The organism is Hymenobacter norwichensis DSM 15439 (genome assembly GCF_000420705.1).
GTDB lineage: Bacteria > Bacteroidota > Bacteroidia > Cytophagales > Hymenobacteraceae > Hymenobacter > Hymenobacter norwichensis.
Genome location: NZ_ATVL01000006.1, coordinates 513,844 through 535,328, shown reverse-complemented (window position 1 = coordinate 535,328; position 21,485 = coordinate 513,844). Strand labels below are relative to the sequence as shown.

The 21,485-nt window shown below is 56.6% G+C and carries 18 protein-coding genes; 5 read left to right on the top strand and 13 right to left on the bottom strand.

Going from position 1 to position 21,485, the window contains the following annotated elements:
• Window positions 1-35 precede the first annotated feature (35 nt).
• The 12 genes from G536_RS0103435 to G536_RS0103380 form a co-directional block, all read right to left on the bottom strand.
• Complete coding sequence (locus G536_RS0103435; RefSeq protein WP_157530368.1) at window positions 36-866, bottom strand: hypothetical protein; 831 nt, start codon at window positions 864-866, stop codon at window positions 36-38.
• Between the two features lie 37 nt (window positions 867-903).
• Window positions 904-2,094 carry a M20 metallopeptidase family protein gene (locus G536_RS0103430; protein WP_022822179.1) on the bottom strand — a complete coding sequence of 397 codons (1,191 nt, stop codon included), beginning with the start codon at window positions 2,092-2,094 and terminating at the stop codon, window positions 904-906.
• Window positions 2,095-2,174: 80 nt separating this feature from the next.
• Window positions 2,175-2,738: a hypothetical protein gene (locus G536_RS26050; RefSeq protein WP_022822178.1), complete on the bottom strand. Its 564-nt coding sequence runs from the start codon at window positions 2,736-2,738 to the stop codon at window positions 2,175-2,177.
• Window positions 2,716-3,384: a deoxyribose-phosphate aldolase gene (gene deoC / locus G536_RS0103420; protein WP_022822177.1), complete on the bottom strand. Its 669-nt coding sequence runs from the start codon at window positions 3,382-3,384 to the stop codon at window positions 2,716-2,718. The genes G536_RS26050 and deoC overlap by 23 nt, the downstream gene beginning before the upstream one ends.
• A 150-nt stretch (window positions 3,385-3,534) precedes the next feature.
• Complete coding sequence (gene secA / locus G536_RS0103415; protein WP_022822176.1) at window positions 3,535-6,939, bottom strand: preprotein translocase subunit SecA; 3,405 nt, start codon at window positions 6,937-6,939, stop codon at window positions 3,535-3,537.
• Window positions 6,940-7,145: 206 nt separating this feature from the next.
• Window positions 7,146-8,081 (bottom strand): SDR family oxidoreductase, encoded by a 936-nt coding sequence (locus G536_RS32590; protein ID WP_026879791.1) that lies wholly within the window; start codon window positions 8,079-8,081, stop codon window positions 7,146-7,148.
• 1 nt (window position 8,082) lies between these two features.
• Window positions 8,083-9,396, bottom strand: a complete 1,314-nt coding sequence (locus G536_RS32585; protein ID WP_211223313.1) for a family 1 glycosylhydrolase — start codon at window positions 9,394-9,396, stop codon at window positions 8,083-8,085.
• A 190-nt stretch (window positions 9,397-9,586) separates the two neighbouring features.
• Entirely contained in the window at window positions 9,587-10,774 is a 1,188-nt protein-coding gene (gene glf, locus G536_RS0103400; protein ID WP_026879790.1) for a UDP-galactopyranose mutase, read from the bottom strand.
• Between the two features lie 46 nt (window positions 10,775-10,820).
• The gene (locus tag G536_RS26040) at window positions 10,821-12,068 is read right to left on the bottom strand and encodes a glycosyltransferase family 1 protein (RefSeq protein WP_051166828.1); all 1,248 of its coding nucleotides are present in this window, start codon (window positions 12,066-12,068) and stop codon (window positions 10,821-10,823) included.
• Window positions 12,069-12,379: 311 nt separating this feature from the next.
• A complete protein-coding gene (locus G536_RS0103390) occupies window positions 12,380-12,895 on the bottom strand; it encodes a GNAT family N-acetyltransferase (RefSeq protein ID WP_022822175.1) in 516 nt (171 codons plus the stop codon).
• A gap of 8 nt (window positions 12,896-12,903) precedes the next feature.
• Window positions 12,904-13,701: a diaminopimelate epimerase gene (gene dapF / locus G536_RS0103385; RefSeq protein WP_022822174.1), complete on the bottom strand. Its 798-nt coding sequence runs from the start codon at window positions 13,699-13,701 to the stop codon at window positions 12,904-12,906.
• A gap of 11 nt (window positions 13,702-13,712) precedes the next feature.
• Window positions 13,713-14,195, bottom strand: a complete 483-nt coding sequence (locus G536_RS0103380) for a DinB family protein (RefSeq protein ID WP_022822173.1) — start codon at window positions 14,193-14,195, stop codon at window positions 13,713-13,715.
• A 140-nt stretch (window positions 14,196-14,335) separates the two neighbouring features.
• Between G536_RS0103380 and G536_RS0103375 the strand changes: the two genes are divergently transcribed.
• Both G536_RS0103375 and G536_RS0103370 read left to right on the top strand, forming a co-directional pair.
• Window positions 14,336-15,220: a class I SAM-dependent methyltransferase gene (locus G536_RS0103375; protein WP_022822172.1), complete on the top strand. Its 885-nt coding sequence runs from the start codon at window positions 14,336-14,338 to the stop codon at window positions 15,218-15,220.
• Window positions 15,221-15,286: 66 nt separating this feature from the next.
• Window positions 15,287-16,240: a Ppx/GppA phosphatase family protein gene (locus G536_RS0103370; RefSeq protein WP_026879789.1), complete on the top strand. Its 954-nt coding sequence runs from the start codon at window positions 15,287-15,289 to the stop codon at window positions 16,238-16,240.
• A gap of 129 nt (window positions 16,241-16,369) precedes the next feature.
• On the opposite strand, the gene G536_RS0103365 is transcribed toward G536_RS0103370, so the two are convergent.
• Window positions 16,370-17,446 carry a zinc-binding metallopeptidase family protein gene (locus G536_RS0103365; protein ID WP_022822171.1) on the bottom strand — a complete coding sequence of 359 codons (1,077 nt, stop codon included), beginning with the start codon at window positions 17,444-17,446 and terminating at the stop codon, window positions 16,370-16,372.
• A gap of 377 nt (window positions 17,447-17,823) precedes the next feature.
• Here G536_RS0103365 and G536_RS0103360 point away from each other — a divergent pair, with 377 nt between their 5' ends.
• The 3 genes from G536_RS0103360 to G536_RS0103350 all read left to right on the top strand — a co-directional run bounded on the left by G536_RS0103360 (window position 17,824) and on the right by G536_RS0103350 (window position 21,405).
• Entirely contained in the window at window positions 17,824-19,314 is a 1,491-nt protein-coding gene (locus G536_RS0103360; RefSeq protein ID WP_245575741.1) for a circularly permuted type 2 ATP-grasp protein, read from the top strand.
• Between the two features lie 63 nt (window positions 19,315-19,377).
• Window positions 19,378-20,313 (top strand): alpha-E domain-containing protein, encoded by a 936-nt coding sequence (locus G536_RS0103355; protein ID WP_022822169.1) that lies wholly within the window; start codon window positions 19,378-19,380, stop codon window positions 20,311-20,313.
• A gap of 114 nt (window positions 20,314-20,427) precedes the next feature.
• Window positions 20,428-21,405, top strand: coding sequence for a transglutaminase family protein (locus G536_RS0103350; RefSeq protein WP_022822168.1), 978 nt, complete (start codon window positions 20,428-20,430; stop codon window positions 21,403-21,405).
• Window positions 21,406-21,485 lie beyond the last annotated feature (80 nt).

Sequence of the window (21,485 nt, the reverse complement as noted above, 5' to 3'; positions counted from 1 at the left end):
GATATATTATTAAGACATAATGTCATTGATAGATTTTAATGCTGGGTAGGTAGCGCCTCTCTATCTATGTTTGCGCTCTTGGTTGGCAACGTTAACCGGACATCCAGCCCTACCAGGGGCGTTATAAAATTGGCCTTACCGCTCCGAATTATTACGCCATTCATATCCAATGATGGCAGGCCTCTGAAATAACGGGTTTGCGAAGCCACCCAAGGTGTAAAATCTACACGCGGCGACAGCCGTACACCGAGTTCAGCCCGTAAGTTGCCAAAATCTACCACCCGCTCCTTCAGTTCCTGCTCATCGCGCTGTAAACGCAAGTAAGTGGCCAACTCGTAGGCAATACGAGGACGAAGGGCCAGCTTCTCGCTGAGTGGAAATACGCGGTCCAGATCAAAACGCAAGCGGGCATAAGCGCGGTCAGTGTTATCGTTGTTTAGGGAACTACTGATTTGGGTTGCGTACTCCAACCCAAGGCGTTGGCTGAAATTCAGAGAGCCAATCTTCCCGGTGTGCCGCACCAGCAGGCCCGGCGTCACATTGCCGCTCAAGCCAAGAAAGTCACCCGACTCGTTATTGCCGCCGCCCAAGATGCGGAGGGTAGCACCACCACTCCACTTTTCGCTCCAAAAATGCTCGTAGCCAAGCCGGAGCTGCCCAGCAGCAAATGTACCGCCTTCACTGCTGTTAGGATTTGTAATTAGGCTGAAGCCAGCTAGTATGTAATCGTTGCCTTTCAGGGCCAGCTCTACTTGCGCTTCGGGCAGCAAGGTTAAGTCGCGGATGGCACGGCGCTGGGCCGTGGCTGCCGTAGCCAACCAGCAGCTACCCGTTATCAATAGCAATAAGGAATAAAAACGCATCACGAGAGATTAGATAAACAGGAACACCACACTTCTAGTACTATTCCGCCAGTTCATTCAGCGTGAGCCAAGCCATCAGACCGGGACCGGTTTCCAGAGCTTTGGGCTCGATGTCGAAGGTAGGCGTGTGCACTGATGAAGCAAACCGGCCATCAGCGGCGCGGGTGCCGAGGCGGTAGAAGCAAGCATCAGCTGCTTGCGAGAAGTAAGCAAAATCCTCGGCTGCCAACCATTGGTCCAGCTCGATTACGTTTTCAGCGCCCAGGTATTGCTCGGCGGCTGCCCGAATACGGGCCGTTAGCTGGGGCTCGTTTTCCAAGTAGGGGTAGCCGCGCCGGATTTCCAGTTCGCACGTTGCGCCCATGGAATCGGCCAACCCTTCGCAGAGGCGGCGCAGGTGCTCATGGGCTTCGTTGCGCCACTCCTCGTTTAGGGTGCGGAAGGTACCTTCGATATGCACTTCGTTGGGAATAACGTTGGTGGCGCCATTGGCAATTACCTTCCCAAACGACAGTACCGAAGGCATTTTGGGGCTGGCCCGGCGACTCACAATCTGCTGCGCCGCCACAATGATGTGGGCCGCTACTAGTACCGGGTCGAGGTTCATTTCAGGCATAGCCCCGTGGCCGCCTTTGCCGCGCACGGTCAGATATAGCTCGTCGGTGCTGGCCATGTAGCGGCCCGGCCGGATGCCAATCTGCCCGGCAGGTAGCATCGGGAATACGTGCTGGCCCAGTACACTGGCCGGCTTGGGGTTTTCGAGTACGCCCTCCTTTATCATCAAAGAAGCCCCGCCCGGCAGCAACTCCTCGCCTGGCTGAAACATCAGCTTCACGGTGCCCTCAAACTCGTCGCGCAGCTGCACCAGAATGCGGGCTGCGCCCAGCAACGACGAAGTATGCACATCGTGGCCGCAGGCGTGCATCACGCCAGGGTTGGTTGATTTATAGGGTACCTCGTTCTGCTCGGTAATAGGCAAGGCATCCATATCGGCGCGCAAAGCTACCGTGCGGGCACCGGGGTTGCGGCCTTCAATGAGAGCCACTACGCCGGTATTAGCAATGGGCTGCGGCGCAAGACCCAGCTTTTCCAGCTCAGCCGTCACGAAGGCTGCAGTATTGAACTCCTGAAACGACAGTTCTGGGTTGGCGTGCAGATGCTGGCGCAGCGCTACAGTATCGGCAGCTGCGTCGGCGGCTAGGGTTTTGATGCGGGAAAGCAAGTGTTGCATAAAACTCGTTGTCAGTTGTCGGTTATCAATTGTCAGTCGTTGGTTGTCAGCGCAGGTCAACAACCGATAATTGACTGCTTCTAATACGCCACTTTACTTAGGAGCACTTGCGCGGATTCCAATTCGGCCTTGGGGGCAAGTGGCTTGATACGCAACATGGCCTGCTCGGCTTCTAGGCGCGTCAGATAGTCGCCGATGTGCAGGCGGAAAACGGGCTGCTTGAAAGTGAGGTAGTCAGTTTCGTCGGGGTAGCGGCTAATGACAGCCCGCCGAACGGCCATGGCCTTCTCCCGCTCCAACCCTACGTATGCTAGAATCCGATAACCCTGGGCGTATTTCACGTTCTGGTTGGTGTAGGCCTGGTCGCGGAGGCGCTGCTCAATCTGGGCGTTTACCTGATTGGTGGGTGTTATGGTCACTTTTGCGGCCGATGTAGCAGCTGCTTCCTTGGGAGCCGAGAAGGTGGGCCGGTAGCGGCTCAGGTCTTCAGCTGAGGCAGTACGAGAGGTGGTGGCCGTTGTGGACTTCACTTTGGTGGTATCGGCAGGCGCGGCCGTGGTAGTGGCCGGGGCGCTAGAAGCACAGGCGCTCAGCGTGAAAAAAGCAGCGAGAAACAGCACGTTACGCAGGTATGGTAGTATCATCTTCGTGAAGCAAAATTAGGCTATTTGACGAGCCGATTCGGTCGGCGCCAGCGGCTATTAACGCCAGCGCGGCCGTGCGAGTCCGGATGCCGCCGGCTGCTTTTATCCGTATCTGGCCGGGTAAGGTTCGGCGCATCAGCATAATATCGGCTACGGAGGCACCCCGGCTAGCAAACCCAGTGGATGTTTTTACGAAGTCGGCGCCGGCTTCTTCGCACAGCTGGCAGGCCAGCACTATTTCGTCTTCACTTAGCAAGGCCGTTTCAATAATCACCTTCAGTAAGGCTCCGCGCAGGTGGCACAGTTCGGCCAGCTGCCCTATTTCCTCTTCCACTTCCTCGGTCCGGCCGGCTTTCAACGCCCCGATGTTGATGACCATATCCAGCTCGGTGGCGCCTTCGGTCAAAGCTTGGTGGGCTTCAAAAAATTTCACCTTAGCCAACTGATATCCCAGCGGAAACCCGATGACCGTGCACACGGCAACCTTGGAATTTTGCAGCTTTTCGGCGGTTAGCCGCACGTAGCAAGGTGGCACGCACACGGTAGCAAAGCGGTGTTCGGCGGCTTCGGCGCATAGCTGCTCGATTTGCGCGGGAGTGGCATCGGGCCGGAGTAACGTATGGTCGATGTAGGGGGCGAGGTTCATGGGCTGAAAGTAACGGCGGTTTTTTACCAGGTAGAACGAGGCACGGATGCAAGTACGTACGCAGTGGAGCCGCTACGCAGACTGCCTCCCAAACAAACGGGAGCCGACGACCTTCGCCGGCTCCCGCCTTACTTCATTCAACCAAGCTGCTTAAGCAATGTCAACCAACACGCAACGGTTGTTGAGCAGGTCTTCTTCTACGGTCTTGAACTTCACGTCCCGCAGAATCCGACCGTCCATGTACTGCACGCTCACTTTCTCGTTGCGGTTGGCAACTTTTTGCGCTTTGGCTGGCTGCTGCTTTTCCAGCGGCAAGTCGTCGGGGCCCATGTCCTCGGGGCCCGCACCCAACGAAATCGAGGATATTTCCTTCTCGGCTTTCAGCCTAGGCATGGGGGCCGGCGTGGGCAGCTCGTCTTCGATGTAGAATTCCGACTCGTTGGTGCCTTCGGCGCCAGCTTGCACTGGTACGTCGGCGCGGAACAGGAAGGCCAACGTCTCCTCGTTCACTTTGCCAATCATGCCTTTGAACAGCTCGAAGCTCTCGAACTTGTACACCAGCAGCGGGTCTTTCTGCTCGTACACCGCATTCTGCACCACCTGCTTGAGGTCGTCCATGGCCCGCAAGTGCTGCGTCCAGGCTGTGTCGATGGTGGACAGCACCACCGTTTTCTCCATGCTTCGGATGATTTCGTGGCCACCCGTGGCTTGGGAACGACGCAGGCTGGCTACCGCTGATACTTGCTTACGGCCATCGGTGAACGGCACAGCTACGTTTTCGAACGGGGCATTCTGGGCCAGCAGGTCGTTTACGAGCGGCATAGCGTTGGTCGCAATGTGGTCGTTCTTGCTGTGGTAGTAGCCGAGGGCCTCGTCGTAGAGCTTCTGGGTGAGCGGCCCAGCGGCCAGGCCTTTCATCTCCTGTTCGGTGATGTAGGTGTCGTAGCCGTAAATGCGCAGGACCGCCAGCTTGAAGTCCTCGTAGTCGCCGGAAATCTTGTGGCTGGTTACCACGTCCTCGGCCACATCGTAAATCATGTTCCAGATGTCCAGTTCCAACCGCTCGCCGAACAGGGCATTGCGGCGGCGCTTGTACACCACTTCACGTTGCGCGTTCATTACGTCGTCGTACTCCAGCAGGCGCTTGCGCTGGCCGAAGTTGTTTTCCTCGACTTTCTTTTGCGCCCGCTCAATGCTGCTGGTAATCATGGAGTGCTGAATCACTTCGCCTTCTTCCAGACCCATGCGGTCCATGAGTTTGGCAATCCGGTCGGAACCGAACAAGCGCATCAGGTTGTCCTCCAAGCTCACAAAGAACTGCGACGAACCTGGGTCGCCTTGGCGGCCGGCCCGACCACGCAGCTGGCGGTCAACGCGGCGCGACTCATGGCGCTCCGTGCCGATGATAGCCAACCCGCCCGACTCCTTGGCTACACCGCGCAGCTTAATGTCAGTACCACGGCCGGCCATGTTGGTGGCAATGGTTACGGTGCCGGGGTGACCGGCAGCGGCTACAATTTCGGCTTCACGCTGGTTCTGCTTGGCGTTCAATACTTGGTGCGGAATGCCGCGCAGCTTCAGCATGCGGCTTACCAGCTCGGAAATTTCCACCGAGGTAGTACCTACCAGCACCGGGCGGTTGGCTTGCACCAGCGTCTGGATTTCCTCGGCTACGGCGTTGTACTTCTCACGCACGGTCTTGTACACCTTGTCGTGCTCGTCCTTGCGCGAAATGCCGCGGTTGGTAGGAATTACCACCACGTCGAGCTTGTAGATGCTCCAGAACTCGCCAGCTTCGGTTTCGGCCGTACCCGTCATGCCGCCCAGCTTGTGGTACATGCGGAAGTAGTTTTGCAAGGTTACGGTGGCGTAGGTCTGGGTGGCGTCTTCTACGCGCACATTTTCCTTGGCCTCAATAGCCTGGTGCAAGCCGTCGGAGTAGCGGCGGCCTTCCATTACGCGGCCGGTCTGCTCGTCCACAATCTTCACCTTGCCGTCGTCGGTTAAGATGTACTGGTCGTCTTTCTCGAACAGGGTGTAGGCTTTCAGCAGTTGGTTCACGGTGTGTACCCGCTCGCTCTTCTCCTGGTAGTCCTGCATCAGCTGCTCTTTCTGGTGCAGCTTGTCCTCGTTGGTGAGGGTTTTGCTGTTTTCCAGGGCCGCAATTTCCATCCCGATATCGGGCATGATAAACAGGTGTGGGTCTTCGCCCTGCGCCGTAATCAGGTCGATGCCTTTTTCGGTCAGCTCAATCTGGTTGTTCTTCTCGTCGATGGTGAAGTACAGCGGCATATCAGCCTGCGGCATCTGGCGGGCGTTGTCTTGCAGGTAGAAGTTCTCCACCTTTTGCAGCACGGCCCGGTTGCCAGTTTCCGACAAGAACTTGATGAGCGGCTTGCTCTTGGGCAGGCCGCGGTAGGCGCGGAACAACGACAAGCCAGCCTCGCCTTCCTTAGGACCTTCGTTGCCTTCTTTCAGGCCTTTGCGGGCTTCCACTAGATATTGCTGCACCAGCTTCTTCTGGGCATCCACCAGCATTTGAATGCGGGGCTTGAGCTGATAGAACTCATGCACATCACCGCGCGGCACGGGGCCGGAGATGATAAGCGGCGTCCGGGCATCGTCAATCAGTACCGAGTCCACTTCGTCGACCATAGCGAAGTGGTGCTTGCGCTGCACCAGCTCTTGCGGGTCGCGCGCCATGTTGTCGCGCAGGTAGTCGAAGCCGAACTCGTTGTTGGTACCGTAGGTGATGTCGGAAGCGTAGGCTTTGCGACGGGCGTCGGTGTTGGGCTGGTGCTTGTCGATGCAGTCCACGGTGATGCCGTGGAACTCGAACAGCGGTGCATTCCATTCCGAGTCACGCTTGGCCAGGTAGTCATTGACGGTTACCAAGTGCACGCCACGCTTGGACAGCGCGTTGAGGAAAGCCGGCAAGGTGGAAACCAGGGTTTTGCCTTCCCCGGTGGCCATTTCGGCAATTTTGCCCTGGTGCAGTACTACGCCGCCAATCAGCTGTACGTCGTAGTGCACCATGTCCCAGGTGATTTCGGCACCGCCGGCCAGCCACTTGTTGGACCAGATAGCTTGGTCGCCCTGGATGGTAACGTTTTGCTTGCGCGACGCATAGTCCCGATCGTAGTCGGTGGCGGTTACCACCAACTGGCCGTTGTCTTTGTAGCGGCGCGAGGTTTCTTTCACAATAGCAAAAGCGTCGGGCAGCACTTGCATCAGCACCACTTCCAACTCCTTGTTGCGCTGCTTTTCCAGCTCATCAATCTGGTCGAAAACCTGCTCTTTCTGCGCAATGTCGAGCGTAGTGTCGTCGTTGACGCGGGCATGCAACGCGCCAATCTGCTCGTCGATAGCCTTTAGATGCGCATCAATACGGGCACGCACCTCATTGGTACGCTCGCGCAGTTGATCGTCGGATAGTTGTGCCAGTTTGGCATATTCGGCATTGATAAGCGCCACGTAGGGGATAATCTCCTTCAAATCCCGGTCCGATTTGGTTCCGAAAATCTTGGCGACGGTTTTCCCTAAAAAATCAAACATGCTGGTTTATTTAAGCTGAAACGCAAGGGCGTACCTCAAATTTACGTCGTTTTCGGGAAACTCTCCGCCAAACGCCGTATCTGCGTCGCCCCGGCCCCCAAAACGACGAAACCCCGCTCCCTCAAAAAGAGTGCGGGGTTTGCCAGATAAGAAAGGTTGTCAGGTTAGCAATAGGCGTTACAGCCAGTTTCACCACGCCATTTACCTCACGACGCCAACGCAATAGCCTCCTCGGGCTCCCGCTTCAGCGCGGGCATCATTTCTGTTACGCATTTGTACAGCCGGTCTTCTACTAACGGCATTAGACTGCCCTGCTTGCTCCCGAGCACACTGTATGCTGGGCGGGCGGCCGGCAGCCCAAAAGCCTCCATGGAACACGGCACCACGAACGATTGGTCGAGGCCGGCCATATCGGCAGCTAGGCGCGCTAGTTCAGCCCAGGTATAAGCGCCTTGGTTGGCCAAGTGCCACACGCCACTTTCCTCATCAATGAGCAGATCAAGCGACACATTCACTAGGTCGGGCACGAAGGTGGGAGAAACCAACACGTTATCGGCAGCCTGAAACGCTTGCTTTTGCTGGCCAGCTCGCAAGGCCGCGTGCACGAAGTTGTGCTCGTCCCAGGCACTGAAAAAAGCACTGGTCCGTACTACCAAAGCACCGGGGTGCTGAAGCAGTACGTCGCGCTCAGCCAGGCGCTTGCTGTTGCCATACACGTTCAGAGGCCGGGGCTGGTCGCTCTCCACGTAGGCCACCGACTGGCTGCCATCGAACACTAAGTCGGAGGAGAAGGTGAGCAGTTGAATACCCCGAGCGGCGCAGGCATGCGCCAGAATGGTCGGTCCCACTGTGTTTTCGAGGTAGCAGCGCTGGAAATCTTTTTCGGCCTCATCAACCCGCACGTAGCCGGCAGTATTTACCACGGCCCATGGATTATACTGAGCTAGTGCTTTTTCCACCGACAATACGTCGGAAATGTCGAGTTCGGCGCGGGTTAGCACCACCGTTTCAATACCCCGCATAGCGCATATCCGCTGGAAGGCTCGGCCCAGCGTGCCAGTGGCGCCCGTTACCAGCAGCGGCTGGATTACGGGTGGCATTTGGGAGGCTAGCAAGTCGTTGGGAGGAAGTAGTTGCATCATGCTATAGGGTGTGAGGAGTGGGACAATGATGGTGGTACTGGAAACGCTCTTCCCGTTCCCACCATCCTTTTGCTGCAAGCAACGGGTGCTGGTAGTGCCCATAGCGCGCCAAGCTCTGCACCATCTTGAACAGGGCCGTGGGCCGCGGAGTACCACTCGACAGATCAAAGACGCCGCTTTCGTAGTGCGCGCCGTCGTGGGTGAGCAGGGAGGTCCAATCGTAGGCGCCCAGCAACGACCAGATGGTGATGGCGCGCATATCAACGCCTTCCTGCTTGAGCTGCTGCGCTACATCCCAGCTTTGCTGTACCCAGCGCATTTGTTCTTCGCGGGTGCAGTTGAGGTGCACTTCGGTTATGGCCATTGGCAGTTGGTACCGGTGCCAGGCTTCTAGCAGCAGGTTGTATTGGCCGGTTAGCTCCACTAGGCGCACGCGCACGGCTTCCACATCAGCATAATCCGGCCGCTCGTGGCTGGAAACCCGGTGCTGACCAAAGTAAGCTTCGTGGTTTTCATCGAGAAACCGCTCACTGGTAATGTAGTAGTTGATGCCTAGCACGTCGGGCGGGCAGGGAGCTTCAACCAGTTCCAGCAGCTCTTTTTCGGTAGCACCGTTAGTGCGCAGGTAGCCCCATAGCGGGTGGCTTTGGTTGAAGCGGCCGCACAATAAATCGAAGGTCAGCCAGCGCCGATTGTTCTCGAATTCGGCTTGCTCGGTGAGGCTCGGCGTGCACTGGGTTTTGCCTAAGTCTTCGGTCTGCACCAACTGCGCCTGCGGGTTCACCTGGCGAATGGCCTGCATAGCGGCTTTCACACCCTTGATGTGGTTGAGCTGAATGCGCACAAACGTTTGGTCGTCGAGGCCGTGGGGGTACCAGATGCCATAGAGGCCGCTGAACCGCGCCGTCGTGAGGGGCTCGTTGATGGGCGTGTAGTGGCTGATCCAGGGGTAGCGCTCGGCTACCATACCAGCAAAGCGAGCTAGCCCAGCTACAAAGTTTTTGTGGTGCAGCGCGGTGTAGCGCGGACCGCTGCCGTGGTGCAGCAGCGTTACAATTGGGTCGATGCCAAGTTCCCGCAACCGATTTAGCCGTTCATCAGTCCAGGTCCAGTCGGGCTCGTCGAGGCTGTTGGGGGCCACTTGCTCCCACAGGATGGGGTAGCGCAGCTTCTTGATGCCTAGTTCGGCAAACAGGTCGAGGTCTTCGAGGCGGTACCGGTGGCCGCTACGTTCCAGTTGGTCGGTGTAGCCATTGCCAATGCGGCGGATGGTACATTCTACGCCGCCCCACATTTCCACGTTCTTATCGGGCATAGGGTTGGTCGTTGGTGAAAAAATCGGCTGGCAAACGTTGGTTATTCAGCTTGCAAAGCAGGCAGAGTGTCGAGTTTGCCTGGGCCTAAAACAAGTCTGTCATCTGATTTCCAGATGAGTCTTATCAGACCTTTCTGCAAATCAGATGACAGGTAGCGGCGCAAACCGCTAAACTCGGATGTATGCTAGCTTATGGCTTGCCTTTGGCTGGGTCGCGGGGTACTAGCTTATCGATGATGGAAGCGGAACCGATAATAGCGGGCTTAGCAGCTTTGGCAGCCTCCTCGCTCTTTTCGGTCAGTTTCTTGTACATCGTTAGGGCCTGGGCTACTACCTGGTCCATGTTGTAGTAACGGTAGGTAGCCAGGCGGCCCACGAAATGCACGTTCGGGGTGTTATCGGCCAGCTTTTTATACTGGTTGTACAACTCAGCGTTTTCGGGCTGTGGCACGGGGTAGTATGGATCACCCTCGGCTTTCGGATACTCATACACGATGGCCGTTTTCGCGTGCTTCTGGCCGGTGAGGGCCTTAAACTCGGTGATACGGGTGTAGAGGTTGTCGTTGGGGTAGTTAACTACGGGCGCCTCCAGGTAGTTTTCCTGGTTGAGGGTTTCGTGCTTGAATTCCAACGAGCGGTACGGCAGCTTGCCATACTTGAAGTCGAAATACTCGTCTACCGGACCCGTGAAAATCATTTCCTTGAACGGAATGAAGTCGATGATGTCGTGGTAGTCGGTGTTGAGCATCACCTTGATGTTGGGGTGGTCCAACATCTTCTCGAACATGCGGGTATAGCCGTGCAGCGGCATGGCCTGGTAGTTGTCGGTGAAGTAGCGGCTGTCACGGTTGGTGCGGGTTGGTACCCGGCTCGTTACCGACTTGTCCAGCTCCGACGGGTCGAGGCCCCACTGCTTGCGGGTGTAGTTGCGGAAAAATTTCTCGTATAATTCGCGACCTACTTTACTAACTACTACGTCTTCCGACGTTTTGATAACGGGTACTTCTTCAGCTAACGACTCCAGGAACTGCTCTACCTCAAAGCTGTTGAGTGACAAGCCGTACAGTTTGTTGATGGTGTCGAGGTTGATGGGCATCGGTACCAATTGGCCATCTACTGAAGCCAGTACGCGGTGCTCATAGGGGCGCCAATCGGTGAAGTTGGACAGGTATTCGAATACGTCCTTGGAATTGGTGTGGAAGATGTGCGGACCATACTTGTGGACCAAGATGCCTTCCTCGTTGTAATGGTCGTAGGCGTTGCCAGCAATGTGGTTGCGCTTGTCTACGATGAGAACTTTCTTATTCGAGCGGGTGGCTAGGCGCTCGGCTAGCACGCTGCCGGCAAAACCGGCCCCAACAATCAGATAATCAAACATATGCTAAGCGTGTTTTGGTTGGATGAGAAGTGACGGATTCGATAGGTTAAGCAAGCGAAGCAAGTGGAGAAGAGGCGGCGGCCGTAGAGGGCGCGGCAGTTTTTGCCTGTAGTCGGTCTTTCATCAGCGCTGTCATTTGCTGCCAGGTTAAGTCCCAGGAAATGGTAGCCAAGTAGTCATCGGTGCGGCGGCGCCAGTCGGCGTCTTTGGTTTGCTCGAGAGCCCGCGCTATGGCGCTGCCGAATTCGTCGGCGGTGGCGGCAATCTGCACGAGGTTCAGGTCACCGTAGGGGCGCACCACGTCGCGGATGGGGGTACTCACAACCGGACGGCCAGCGGCCAGATATTCCGGGGTTTTGGTGGGCGAAATGAACTTGGTGCTTTCGTTGTCGGCGAAGAGCAGCGTGGCCACATCCCAGCCGTGCAAATAGGCAGGCAACTCTTGGTAGTTTTTGCCGCCGAGGTAGTGAATGTTTTGCTGACGCGGCAGCGTAGCCGCATCAATCTTCACTACGGGCCCAATGATAACAAACTGCCACTCGGGGTGCGCTTCGGCTAGTTGGCCTAGCAGCTCGATGTCGAGGCGCTCATCAACCACACCAAAGAACCCGATGCGGGGATGCGCAATACCCGCTTGGTCGGCGGGGTCAGGCATGGTTTGGCGGGCCTGGCCGAAGTGGTCTTTGTCGATGCTACTCGGAAATGGATGCGCGTCGGCGTGCTGCTCGCGCTTGGACTCGTAGATGGTGTAGCCACCCGTGAATACCAAATCGGCACGCTTAAACAACTCCTGCTCCCGTTCCCGCAAAGCCGGCGGCGCAAACTTGAAAGCGGCCAGCTCGTCCATGCAGTCATACACGGTAAGTACCGGCTGGAACTGGCTGGATTTGCCCAGTGCCATAGGTGTGTAGTACCAAAAAATGTAGCGGCTGATGTTTTCCTGCTGGAAATACTGTTGCAATACTTCTTCCTGCGCTTGATCGGCAGCGGCTTCATTGTTGCGCAGCCGAGCTGGCAAATGCACGACCAACACCTGCACTCCTTCTTGCCGCGGCTTCACTTCTATGTGCGCCTCAATCAGGTCGTCGGCGTGGTAGAAAGCGTCTTCTACGTAAAATACGCGGCCTTGCTGAGCAAAGCGCGTCAGGAGGTGTTGAGGACGCTGCCACACAAAATCCCAGTGCAGGTGCGCAAAGCACACTAGATCTGGGAATAACCCAGCGGTTGGTTGAGGAGCAGAAACAGGTGAGCTGGTGGCAGACAAAGCCCCCTGCGCTGGGTCGTTCAGCGACATAAAGTAGCAGTAAGAAGAAGTAATTGATACACCCTCGAGCCGGCACAATAGTCCACTGGAGGCCACCGTTCGGGGTATTTATATTCTACGTAGCCTCCCAGCAAAAGGATACACGCTGAAAGAAGTAATTCCTACAACTGATAAATTCAACTGTAGAGCTTTACAGGCAGCTCAACAGCAGTAGTAGCACATAATAATTATATTTCAATAACATTAGTACAACTACAAGCTCGACACTGCCATTTATATAGTTTTGCTTATATTGAAATAAGTATAAACCAGAAGTGCCGCAATTACGCCTACTGCTTATTTCATAGTAAACATTGATATTCTACTACGTCCTGCCAGCCATTGGTCCGGCGTAGCCAGTGTTTACGGACCCCTACCGCCACGAATCCCACTTTCTCGAATAAACGGAGACTCGGCACATTGTCGTCGGCAATTGTACAATACAGCTGATGCAGGTGTAGCGTGGTGCGGGCGTAAGCAGTCATTAGGCGCAGAGCCGCCTGAGCATATCCCCGCTTCCGCTTCGTAGGCAACAGTGCAATACCAACACCTGCCCGCTGATGATGCGCCTGATAATCAAACAAATCGACGGTTCCTACAGCCCGTTTATCGTCGTTAGCGCAGATAACCAGCCGTAGCTGCCGCACCTCCTGCAAATCGGCGGCGGCGTTGTCGAGGTACTGCCGTAGGGTATAGCGCGAAATCGGTACCACATTGTCGGATATGGTCCACAGCGCGTCGTTGTTTTCCAAGACATACAGAAACTCTAAATCTTCTGCTTCCAATGCCCGCAGAAAAACCAGCTCGTTGTGCAGCATAGCCTCGCTCAGATTTCCACTTGGCCGTCGAATACCCGCTGGGCAGGCCCAATAAGGAAGATGTTGGTGAAAGCGCCGTCGGGCAGCGCCTCGAAGGTAACGCGCAACTCACCGCCAGGCGTTTGCAGGCGCACTGGGCTTTCGGCGCCGTGCTGCGAAGCGGCTAGGGCCACAGCCGTAACGCCGGTGCCGCAACTCAGTGTTTCGTCTTCTACGCCCCGCTCATAAGTGCGCACCTGCCACGGCAGTTCGGGCGTAGCAGGTTTCTCCACGAAGTTGATGTTAGTACCATGCTCCTTGAAGATGTCACCGTAGCGAATGGCGCGGCCTTCGGCAAATACGTTCAGTTCGGCCAGGGTGCTGGCGGGCATAAAGCGCACCAGATGCGGCGAACCAGTATTCAGAAATACGCCGTCGTGCTCCGCTATGTGCTGATGGCCGGTTACGTCCTGCATGCGCAAGTGTACGGTGCCGTCGGCCTCAACTTGCGCTTCGTGCGGGCCATCGGCAGCCAAAAAGTGAGTGGTGCTGTCAATTACGCCGAGCTGCTTGGCAAAGGCCACGGTGCAACGGCCACCGTTGCCGCACATCGAGCCAATGCGGCCGTCGGCGTTGAAGTACACCATTTCGAAATCATAGTCCGAGTGCTGGCGGAGCAGGATGAGGCCATCGGCGCCAATGCCGCGGCGCCGGTCGCAGAGGTGATGCACGAGGGCCCGGTTGGTTTCGTCGAAGCGGTGGGCACGGTCGTCCACCATCACGAAGTCGTTGCCGGTGCCTTGGTATTTATAGAAGGTAAGAATCACGGGGAAGCGGGTCAGACGAATTTTCGCAACAAGGCAATCTGCCCGGCGTGGTAAAGATAATGCTGAATGATGCCGTGCAGCAGCACGTAGATGGATACACCCGAGCCATCGGCCCGTTCCCGCACGTCGCCCAGCACCGTATCCAGTTCAGCAGTGGGCAGAGCTTCCACGAGGGCCACCAGTTGCTCGTGCGCCTCGTGCAGCTCCTGCCGGGCCCGCAGCCAGGCGGCTTCATCAGCCACCACCGGAAAAGCCGGCCAGTCGTCGCGGGTCATCGGGGTATGCTCTCGGGATTGTACGCGCTGCGCTGCCGTGGCAGTCCAGGAGGCAAGATGCCGCACCAGCTCGCCAATAGTGTGTACGCCAGGCCACGGGTAAGCGGCGGCCTGCGCGGCCGTGATACCCGTTAGAGTTTGTTGCAACGAAGACCCCGACCAGGCGTCGCCATCGAAGGCACGACGGAGCTGGTCGGCAATGCGTTTGGGTTCAGTCATGGGGTGCTGGTTGGTCGTTGATAGATACTAGTTGATTAATGGAGTACGTAGGTCAGCCCTTTGATAGTTGGGCAAGGCTAGCGCAAGCCACCAATAATCAACTACTCACAACCAGCAGCCAACAATTACCTTTGCCCTACATGTACACGTTCCTCACCACCAGTCCCTGGGCCGACTACGAGCTACTAGACGCCGGCAACTTCGAGAAGCTGGAGCGCTTCGGCAAGCACATTCTGGCCCGTCCCGAGCCCCAAGCCATCTGGGACCCGCACCTCGCCGCCAGTGAGTGGCAGCGTGCCGACGCCACCTTCACCCGCGAAAAAGGCAGCCAGGAGCGCGGCCAGTGGAAAATAAAACCCGGCACGCCCGAGCAGTGGGTAATTGGCTACGAGCGGCCCGACGGCCTGAAACTGCGGTTTCGGCTGGGCATGTCGTCGTTCAAGCACGTGGGGCTGTTTCCGGAACAAGACCCCAATTGGCAGTTCATCTACCAGCAAACGCGCCAGCGCAAAGCCGCCGTGCCGCGCGTGCTCAACCTGTTTGCCTACACCGGGGCTGCCACCCTAGCCGCCCGCGCCGCCGGCGCCGACGTTACGCACCTCGACTCGGTGAAGCAGGTGAACTTTTGGGCTCGCGACAACATGGAAGCTAGCAACCTGGACGGGGTGCGCTGGCTGGTGGAAGACGCCATGAAATACGTGCGACGCGAAGTGAAGCGCGGCAGCAAGTACCAAGGCCTCATCCTCGACCCGCCTGCCTACGGCCGGGGCCCCAACGGCGAGAAGTGGCAGCTGGAAGACGAGCTCAATGAAATGCTCAAGCTCTGCAAAGAGCTCCTCGACCCCACGGACCATTTCTTCCTCGTCAATCTCTATTCCTTAGGTTTCTCGGCACTGATTTTGGATAACCTGGTGGGCGAAATCTTCCCTGAAATGCGGGAGAAGCGCGAAATTGGGGAAATCTACCTGCACGATGCCGGGGCCCGCAAGTTGCCGCTGGGCACGTTCTGCCGGTTCGCTACGTAGCCACCGGCACCCCTAGCCCCTTTTTAAAAGAGGGGGGGAACTAGCTTCTAGTCTTTACACGCTACCATGACAACTACTCCTCGTCACCGCCGACTTGCCCTTATTGATATGGGCACCAACACCTTCCATCTGCTGATTGTGGAGCTGCCCGAAGAAAAGCACTACGAGACGCTGATATTGCTGCGTACCAAAGTGGGCGTGCGGTTGGGCGAAGGCGGCATCAGCAAAGGAGAAATTACGCCGGCGGCCTTTGCGCGGGCTCTGCACACAGTGAATGCCTTTCAGGAAGAAATTGATCTGCACCAGGTTACGGAGGTGCGCGCTACGGCCACCAGTGCTATGCGTGTTGCGCGCAACGGCCCGGAGTTGGTGCAGGCCATCTTCGAGCAGACTGGCATCAAGGTCGATGTAATTCCGGGCGAGCGGGAAGCCGAGCTGATTACCAAAGGCGTGCGACAAGCGGTGCCATTGGGGCAGGAAAAAAACTTGATAGTGGATATCGGTGGCGGCTCGGTGGAGTTTATCGTTGCAGATGAGGACACCATTTTCTGGAAGCAGAGCTTTGAAATCGGGGCGCAGCGGCTACTGGACATGTTTTTTCCCGACCCCAGCGGCATCGTTCCGGCCAGCGCCGTAGCAGCCGAGCAGGCGCACCTGAGTGCTGTGCTGGCGCCGTTAGCTGCTGCGGTGCAGCACTACCAGCCCGTTACGTTGGTGGGCGCGTCCGGCAGCTTCGACAGCCTGGCCGACATGCAGCTGGGCCAGTTGCGCACCGAAGCAGAATTACCGCCCTGCACTGAACTAGAGTTGAGCAGCTTTCAGCACAGCTACCGGCAGTTACTGAGCGGCAACCACGAGCAGCGGCTAGCCATTCCGGGCATCTTGCCCATGCGTGCCGACATGCTGGTAGTTGCCACCATCCTGATTGATTACGTGCTGGGTATTTCGGGCATTACCCGCATCCGTACCTCTTCCTACGCGCTGAAAGAAGGCCTACTAGCTGAAATGCTGCACGGCTAGGCTACGCCGCTTTAGGGCACTGAATAAACGAATAGCGCGGAAGCCCAGGGGGTTCCGCGCTATTCGTTTATAGTTTTAGCAGAGGCAACGCGCACTACTATTTTCAGGAAACGGCTACTTGCCTACCTCCTATTGGGCGCCTTGGCATACCCGGTGAATGAAGGCCATTTTTTCCATCACTGGCGGGCTGATGATGAATGGGTAGGAATCGGGTTGGCCCATGCTGCGGTTGAGGCTGTTCATGGCAAACGTGAGCGGCAGCCACTGATCCATGATGGCGTAGAAATCGGGCTGCTCGTAGGGCTCCTCGCTGATGGTGGCTTGCAGGTACGGGCTGGTATCGGCCCCTACAGGGTTCAGGCTCAGGCCAAAAGCATGGGCCGTTTGTAGCGTATCCACAATATGAAGGTAATGGGCCCAGGTTTCGGCCCAGTCTTCCCAAGGGTGGCTGCTGGCGTAGGAGCTGATGAAATGCTGAGGCCAGTCGGAAGGTGGCCCTTGGGCATAATGCCGCTTCAGGGCCTCGCTGTAATCCTGTTGCTCATCGCCAAACAGCTGCCGAAATTCCGCTAGCTGCGGAGTTTCGTCGATGAGCCGGTCCCAATAGTAGTGGCCCACTTCGTGGCGAAAGTGCCCGAGCAGCGTCCGGTACAACTCGGCCATGGCTTTGCGCGCCATTTCCCGCTCGATGTCGTCGGCCTCAGCAATGTTGATGGTAATCAGGCCGTCGTCGTGACCGGTCAGCACTTTCTCGCCGCCCTGTGAGCTATTATCTGCCAGGAAATCAAACCACAGACCGTGCTCCGGATCAGTGGCTTTGCTAACCACCGGCAGGCCCATACGCAGCAAGCTATACACAAGCCGATGTTTGGCTACTTCCAGCCGCCGCCACCGCGCTTTATGTTCCGGCTCGGCAAGGTTGGGAATGGTACGGTTGAGGGCGCAGGCCGTGCAGAACGGTGTGGCACTGGCACTCGGCACCAGCCAGTTGCAGGCCGCATCCAGGTGGTTCTGGCAGTAGGTATAGGTGAGTGAACCAGGTGCATCATTGCCGTACAGTTGAAACGTACGCCCATCGGGTTCGGCTATGAGCGGCAACAGTTCCAGCCGTTCGGTTTCGAAGCCGAGAGAGTGGTGGCACCTTTCGCACTTATCGTTTTCGAAATACAAGAGTTGGCCGCAGTACGTGCACTTAAAGAGTTGCATAAGAGCTGAAGGAAAGTAGCAGGCTGATTTTCGCCCGTGTACGGCTATTTTTTAAAAGCCGCTGCCCTTAGCACGACAAGCTTGTACGGTGGCACTTGCTAGTAAGGCCGGCAGGTAGTGGATTTACAGCCAACTGTTTACGGCTGTAGGTCCGGCTGTATTCGCTTTTGCAGACTTCTAGCGGCTGTAAATCCACTATTAGGCACCCCTATGTTTTTCAGGCAATAGCAAGTAGAAACCTATATCAAGTTTCAATTAGACTTGAAAAAAGTAAGGGTTTTCTCTTTTTATTACCTTAATTCCAGAACTAATACCCTGCGCAGCCTAGCCTTTCCGCTGAATCAAGTTTTTTCTTGTTGGCGGTAGCGGGAGTCTTTTTGTCGCTGGTTTCTCTCTTATCCTTCGATTTTATGCAGGACAATCCGCTACTCCATTCCTACCGGGACCAGCCCAACGTGTGGGACGAAATGTTTCAGGCAGCCAGCATCCGGCCCGAATACCGGCATTTTGTGTCGGCCATCGAAAACTTGGCCGGTCCGGAGATGAACCGCAAGGTGGAGTTGGCCCAAAAGCTGTTTCTGAGCCAGGGCGTCACGTTTACCGTGTACAGCAGCGGCGAAGGCATCGAGAAAATTTTCCCGTTCGACATCATCCCGCGCATCCTCAACTACTCGGAATGGACGCGCATTGAGGCGGGCATCAAGCAGCGGCTGAAGGCGCTGAATATTTTCCTGAAGGACATCTACCACCAGCAATTCATTATCAAAGACGGTATCATTCCGGCCGCCCTGGTGTACTCGTGCCCGCAGTTTTTGCGGGAGATGATGAACGTGGATGTTCCGCACGACATTTACACCCACATTGCGGGCGTGGACTTGATCCGGGACCATGACGGCGAGTTTTACGTGCTCGAAGACAACCTGCGCACCCCGTCGGGCGTGTCGTACATGTTGGAAAACCGCAGTATTACCTACCGCATCTTCCCCGATCTGCTGCCCAAAAACAACGTGCAGCCGGTGAAAGACTACCCGGATTTGCTGTTCCGCAACCTGCTGGCGTTGGGCAGCCGGCAAGCCAGCGAAGCCACGGTGGTGCTCTTGTCACCGGGCATCTACAACTCCGCTTATTTCGAGCACAGCACGCTGGCCCGCCTGATGGGCATCCGGCTGGTGGAAAGCCGCGACCTGATTGTGCACAACCACTTCGTGTACATGAAAACCACCAAGGGCCTCACCCGGGTGGACGTTATCTACCGCCGCGTCGATGATGACTACATCGACCCGCTAGTGTTTCGGCCCGATAGTGCGCTGGGCGTATCGGGGCTGTACTGGGCCTACCGCAAGGGCAATGTGGCCATCGTGAATGCCATGGGCAACGGCGTGGCCGACGACAAGGCCGTGTACTGCTACGTGCCCGACATGATTCGGTACTACCTCAACGAGGAGCCCATCCTCAAAAACGTGCCCACCTATCAGCTGGCCGACGCCGACAATCGCCAGCACGTGTTCGACAACATGGAGCGCATGGTGATTAAGCGCACCAACGAGTCGGGCGGGTACGGTATGCTGATTGGCAGCAGCGCCACCGAGCAGGAAATGGACGACTTCAAAACCGCTATTACCGCCGATCCACGCAGCTTCATTGCCCAGCCCATCATCAGCCTCTCCTCCACGCCCTGCTACATCGACGGCGTGCTCCAACCCCGCCGCGTAGACCTGCGCCCGTTTGCCCTCTACGGCCCGTCGGGTATTGATATCGTGCCCGGCGGCCTCACGCGGGTAGCGCTGCGCGAAGGCTCCTTAGTGGTAAACTCCTCTCAGGGTGGCGGCAGCAAAGACACGTGGGTACTAGGCCCAGAATTCGGGTGAAATAAGTAATCATAGACCGTCATTCCGACATCTCACAAAATCACCATTTCACAATCTCACTGCATGCTGAGTCGCGTTGCTGATACTATTTACTGGCTGGCTCGCTACATGGAGCGCACACAGTCTATGTTGCAGGTGATTCGCATCAGCTACATCACCTCACAGGACGAGCACCGCTACCAAGGCTGGAAGCCGCTGCTGCACAACTACGGCGACTTAACCTCGGAGGAAATAAACGAAGCCGTGCGCGATACGGCGCAGGTTATCGAGCATTTGGTTTTCGATAAGGCCAACGCCGTGTCGGTGTACAACAACGTGATGCATGCCCGCGAAAACGCCCGTGCCGTGCAAGACCACATTACCAAGGAAGTGTGGCAGAGCCTCAACGAGTACTACCACACCATCCGGCACGAGGAGCTAGCCCAGCAAACCACCACCGAAGACCCCGTGTCGGGCCTGGATAATTTGCTGCGGCAAGGGCTACTGTTCACGGGCACGGTGCAGCACACCATGCCCCGCGACGAAGGGTATGTGTTTCTGAACCTGGGCAAATACCTAGAACGCACCATCCAAATCATTGACATCCTGGGCCTTAACCGGCAGGCTTTTGCGCTGGCCGGGCACCACCCCACGGGTACGCCCGAGCTGCGCCACATCTTGTATTCTCTCTACGGCCACGAGCTGTACTCGAAAACGCACCGGGGCAACCTAGACCCAGAAACCGTACTGCACATGGTGGTGTACAACTCGGATTTTCCTCACTCCTTGGCCTACAGCCTGCGCCAGTTGATGCGGGGCTGCGAACGGCTGAAAGACAAAAGCCTACCTACCAGCTACGAGCAACTGCATTTTCTGGTAGGCAAAGCCAAGAACAGCGTAACCTACAGCAGCCTCAGTGCCGGCAATGCAAACCTGCTCGATCAGTTTTTGCGGCAAACCCGAACCGAATTGCTGGACATTGCCGCGGCTCTCAACAAATACTACTTCGGCAACAGTTGATTTTTTTATCGGTTAGCTGATGGCTGGTAGCTGTTGGCTTTCCGCACTCATTCAGGCTTGAACCTCATTTTAAAGAAGCTAGCTGCCAAAAGCTACTAGCTAACAGCCAACAAAATGCCTTCCTACACGATCAAGCACCTGACCCGTTACGCCTACGCTGCTCCGGTTATCGACTGTGCCAATCAACTGATGGTTTACCCCCTGGAAGACGATCGGCTGACCGTTAATAAGCACGAGGTAGCTATTTCCTACGACCCGGAGCTAGCCTTCTTTACCGACTATTTCGGCAATAAAGTAGGCGTGTTCACGGTCATTGAGCCGCATACCGAGTTGGTAATCGAGAGCAACCTGGAGGTGGACACCCACGCCATTCAGTTCCCGATGGATGAGGAATCGGCGGAAGTGCAGTGGCAGCACCTAGCCGGATTGCGCCACGATGTAGCGTACATGGATTTTCTGACGCCGGAAGCGTCCCAGTTGAAAGGCGAAATCTGGAACGCGCTGCGCGAAGAAGTGAACAGCGCCGACAAGCCACTGAAAAACGCGCTGGTGCTGTCGGAGTACGTCTACGACCATTTCAGCTACGAGAAAGGTGTCACCAACGTGGAAACGCCTACCGAGGAAATCTGGCGGTTGCGGGCAGGCGTTTGCCAGGATTTTGCGCACATGCTGCTGTATATGTTACGCCTGATGGGCATTCCGGCGCGCTACGTGAGCGGCTACGTGTGCCCCAAGCAGGAAGGCGTGCGCGGAGCCGGCGCCACCCACGCCTGGGTGGAAGCCTACATTCCTTTCTACGGCTGGCTGGGCCTCGACCCCACCAACAACTGCATTGTGAACGACGGGCACGTGCGCATGGCCATCGGGCGAAATTTCTTGGACTGTACGCCCATCAAAGGCACCTATAAAGGCACGGGCGCGCATACGCTCACCGTATCAGTACACATCGAGAATGGCGACCCAACGCCTGAGCAGCCGCTTCTTACCATGGAAGACCCGGTATATGTGCAGGAAGTGAAGGAGCCGATTGTACCGGTTAACTCCTACCGCAAATACGTAAACTGGCAGCAACAGCAACAACAGCAGCAGTAGTAAGCAGCCCTCAGATGCAGTTGGTTGCCCGGTGCTCTACTGAAACTGCCGTAAGTTTGGGCATCCTATACCCGCTGCTT

What these genes read in the sequence shown, in the direction of transcription:
- deoC (WP_022822177.1), bottom strand. Translation starts at nt 3,384, where the DNA reads ATGAACCTCGCCCCCTACATCGACCATACGTTACTCCGGCCCGATGCC.
- G536_RS0103365 (WP_022822171.1), bottom strand. Translation starts at nt 17,446, where the DNA reads ATGCAACTCTTTAAGTGCACGTACTGCGGCCAACTCTTGTATTTCGAA.
- G536_RS0103370 (WP_026879789.1), top strand. Translation starts at nt 15,287, where the DNA reads ATGACAACTACTCCTCGTCACCGCCGACTTGCCCTTATTGATATGGGC.
- G536_RS0103355 (WP_022822169.1), top strand. Translation starts at nt 19,378, where the DNA reads ATGCTGAGTCGCGTTGCTGATACTATTTACTGGCTGGCTCGCTACATG.
- G536_RS0103375 (WP_022822172.1), top strand. Translation starts at nt 14,336, where the DNA reads ATGTACACGTTCCTCACCACCAGTCCCTGGGCCGACTACGAGCTACTA.
- G536_RS32585 (WP_211223313.1), bottom strand. Translation starts at nt 9,396, where the DNA reads ATGCCCGATAAGAACGTGGAAATGTGGGGCGGCGTAGAATGTACCATC.
- G536_RS26050 (WP_022822178.1), bottom strand. Translation starts at nt 2,738, where the DNA reads ATGATACTACCATACCTGCGTAACGTGCTGTTTCTCGCTGCTTTTTTC.
- G536_RS0103430 (WP_022822179.1), bottom strand. Translation starts at nt 2,094, where the DNA reads ATGCAACACTTGCTTTCCCGCATCAAAACCCTAGCCGCCGACGCAGCT.
- secA (WP_022822176.1), bottom strand. Translation starts at nt 6,939, where the DNA reads ATGTTTGATTTTTTAGGGAAAACCGTCGCCAAGATTTTCGGAACCAAA.
- glf (WP_026879790.1), bottom strand. Translation starts at nt 10,774, where the DNA reads ATGTTTGATTATCTGATTGTTGGGGCCGGTTTTGCCGGCAGCGTGCTA.
- G536_RS32590 (WP_026879791.1), bottom strand. Translation starts at nt 8,081, where the DNA reads ATGATGCAACTACTTCCTCCCAACGACTTGCTAGCCTCCCAAATGCCA.
- G536_RS0103350 (WP_022822168.1), top strand. Translation starts at nt 20,428, where the DNA reads ATGCCTTCCTACACGATCAAGCACCTGACCCGTTACGCCTACGCTGCT.
- G536_RS0103390 (WP_022822175.1), bottom strand. Translation starts at nt 12,895, where the DNA reads ATGCTGCACAACGAGCTGGTTTTTCTGCGGGCATTGGAAGCAGAAGAT.
- G536_RS26040 (WP_051166828.1), bottom strand. Translation starts at nt 12,068, where the DNA reads ATGTCGCTGAACGACCCAGCGCAGGGGGCTTTGTCTGCCACCAGCTCA.
- G536_RS0103380 (WP_022822173.1), bottom strand. Translation starts at nt 14,195, where the DNA reads ATGACTGAACCCAAACGCATTGCCGACCAGCTCCGTCGTGCCTTCGAT.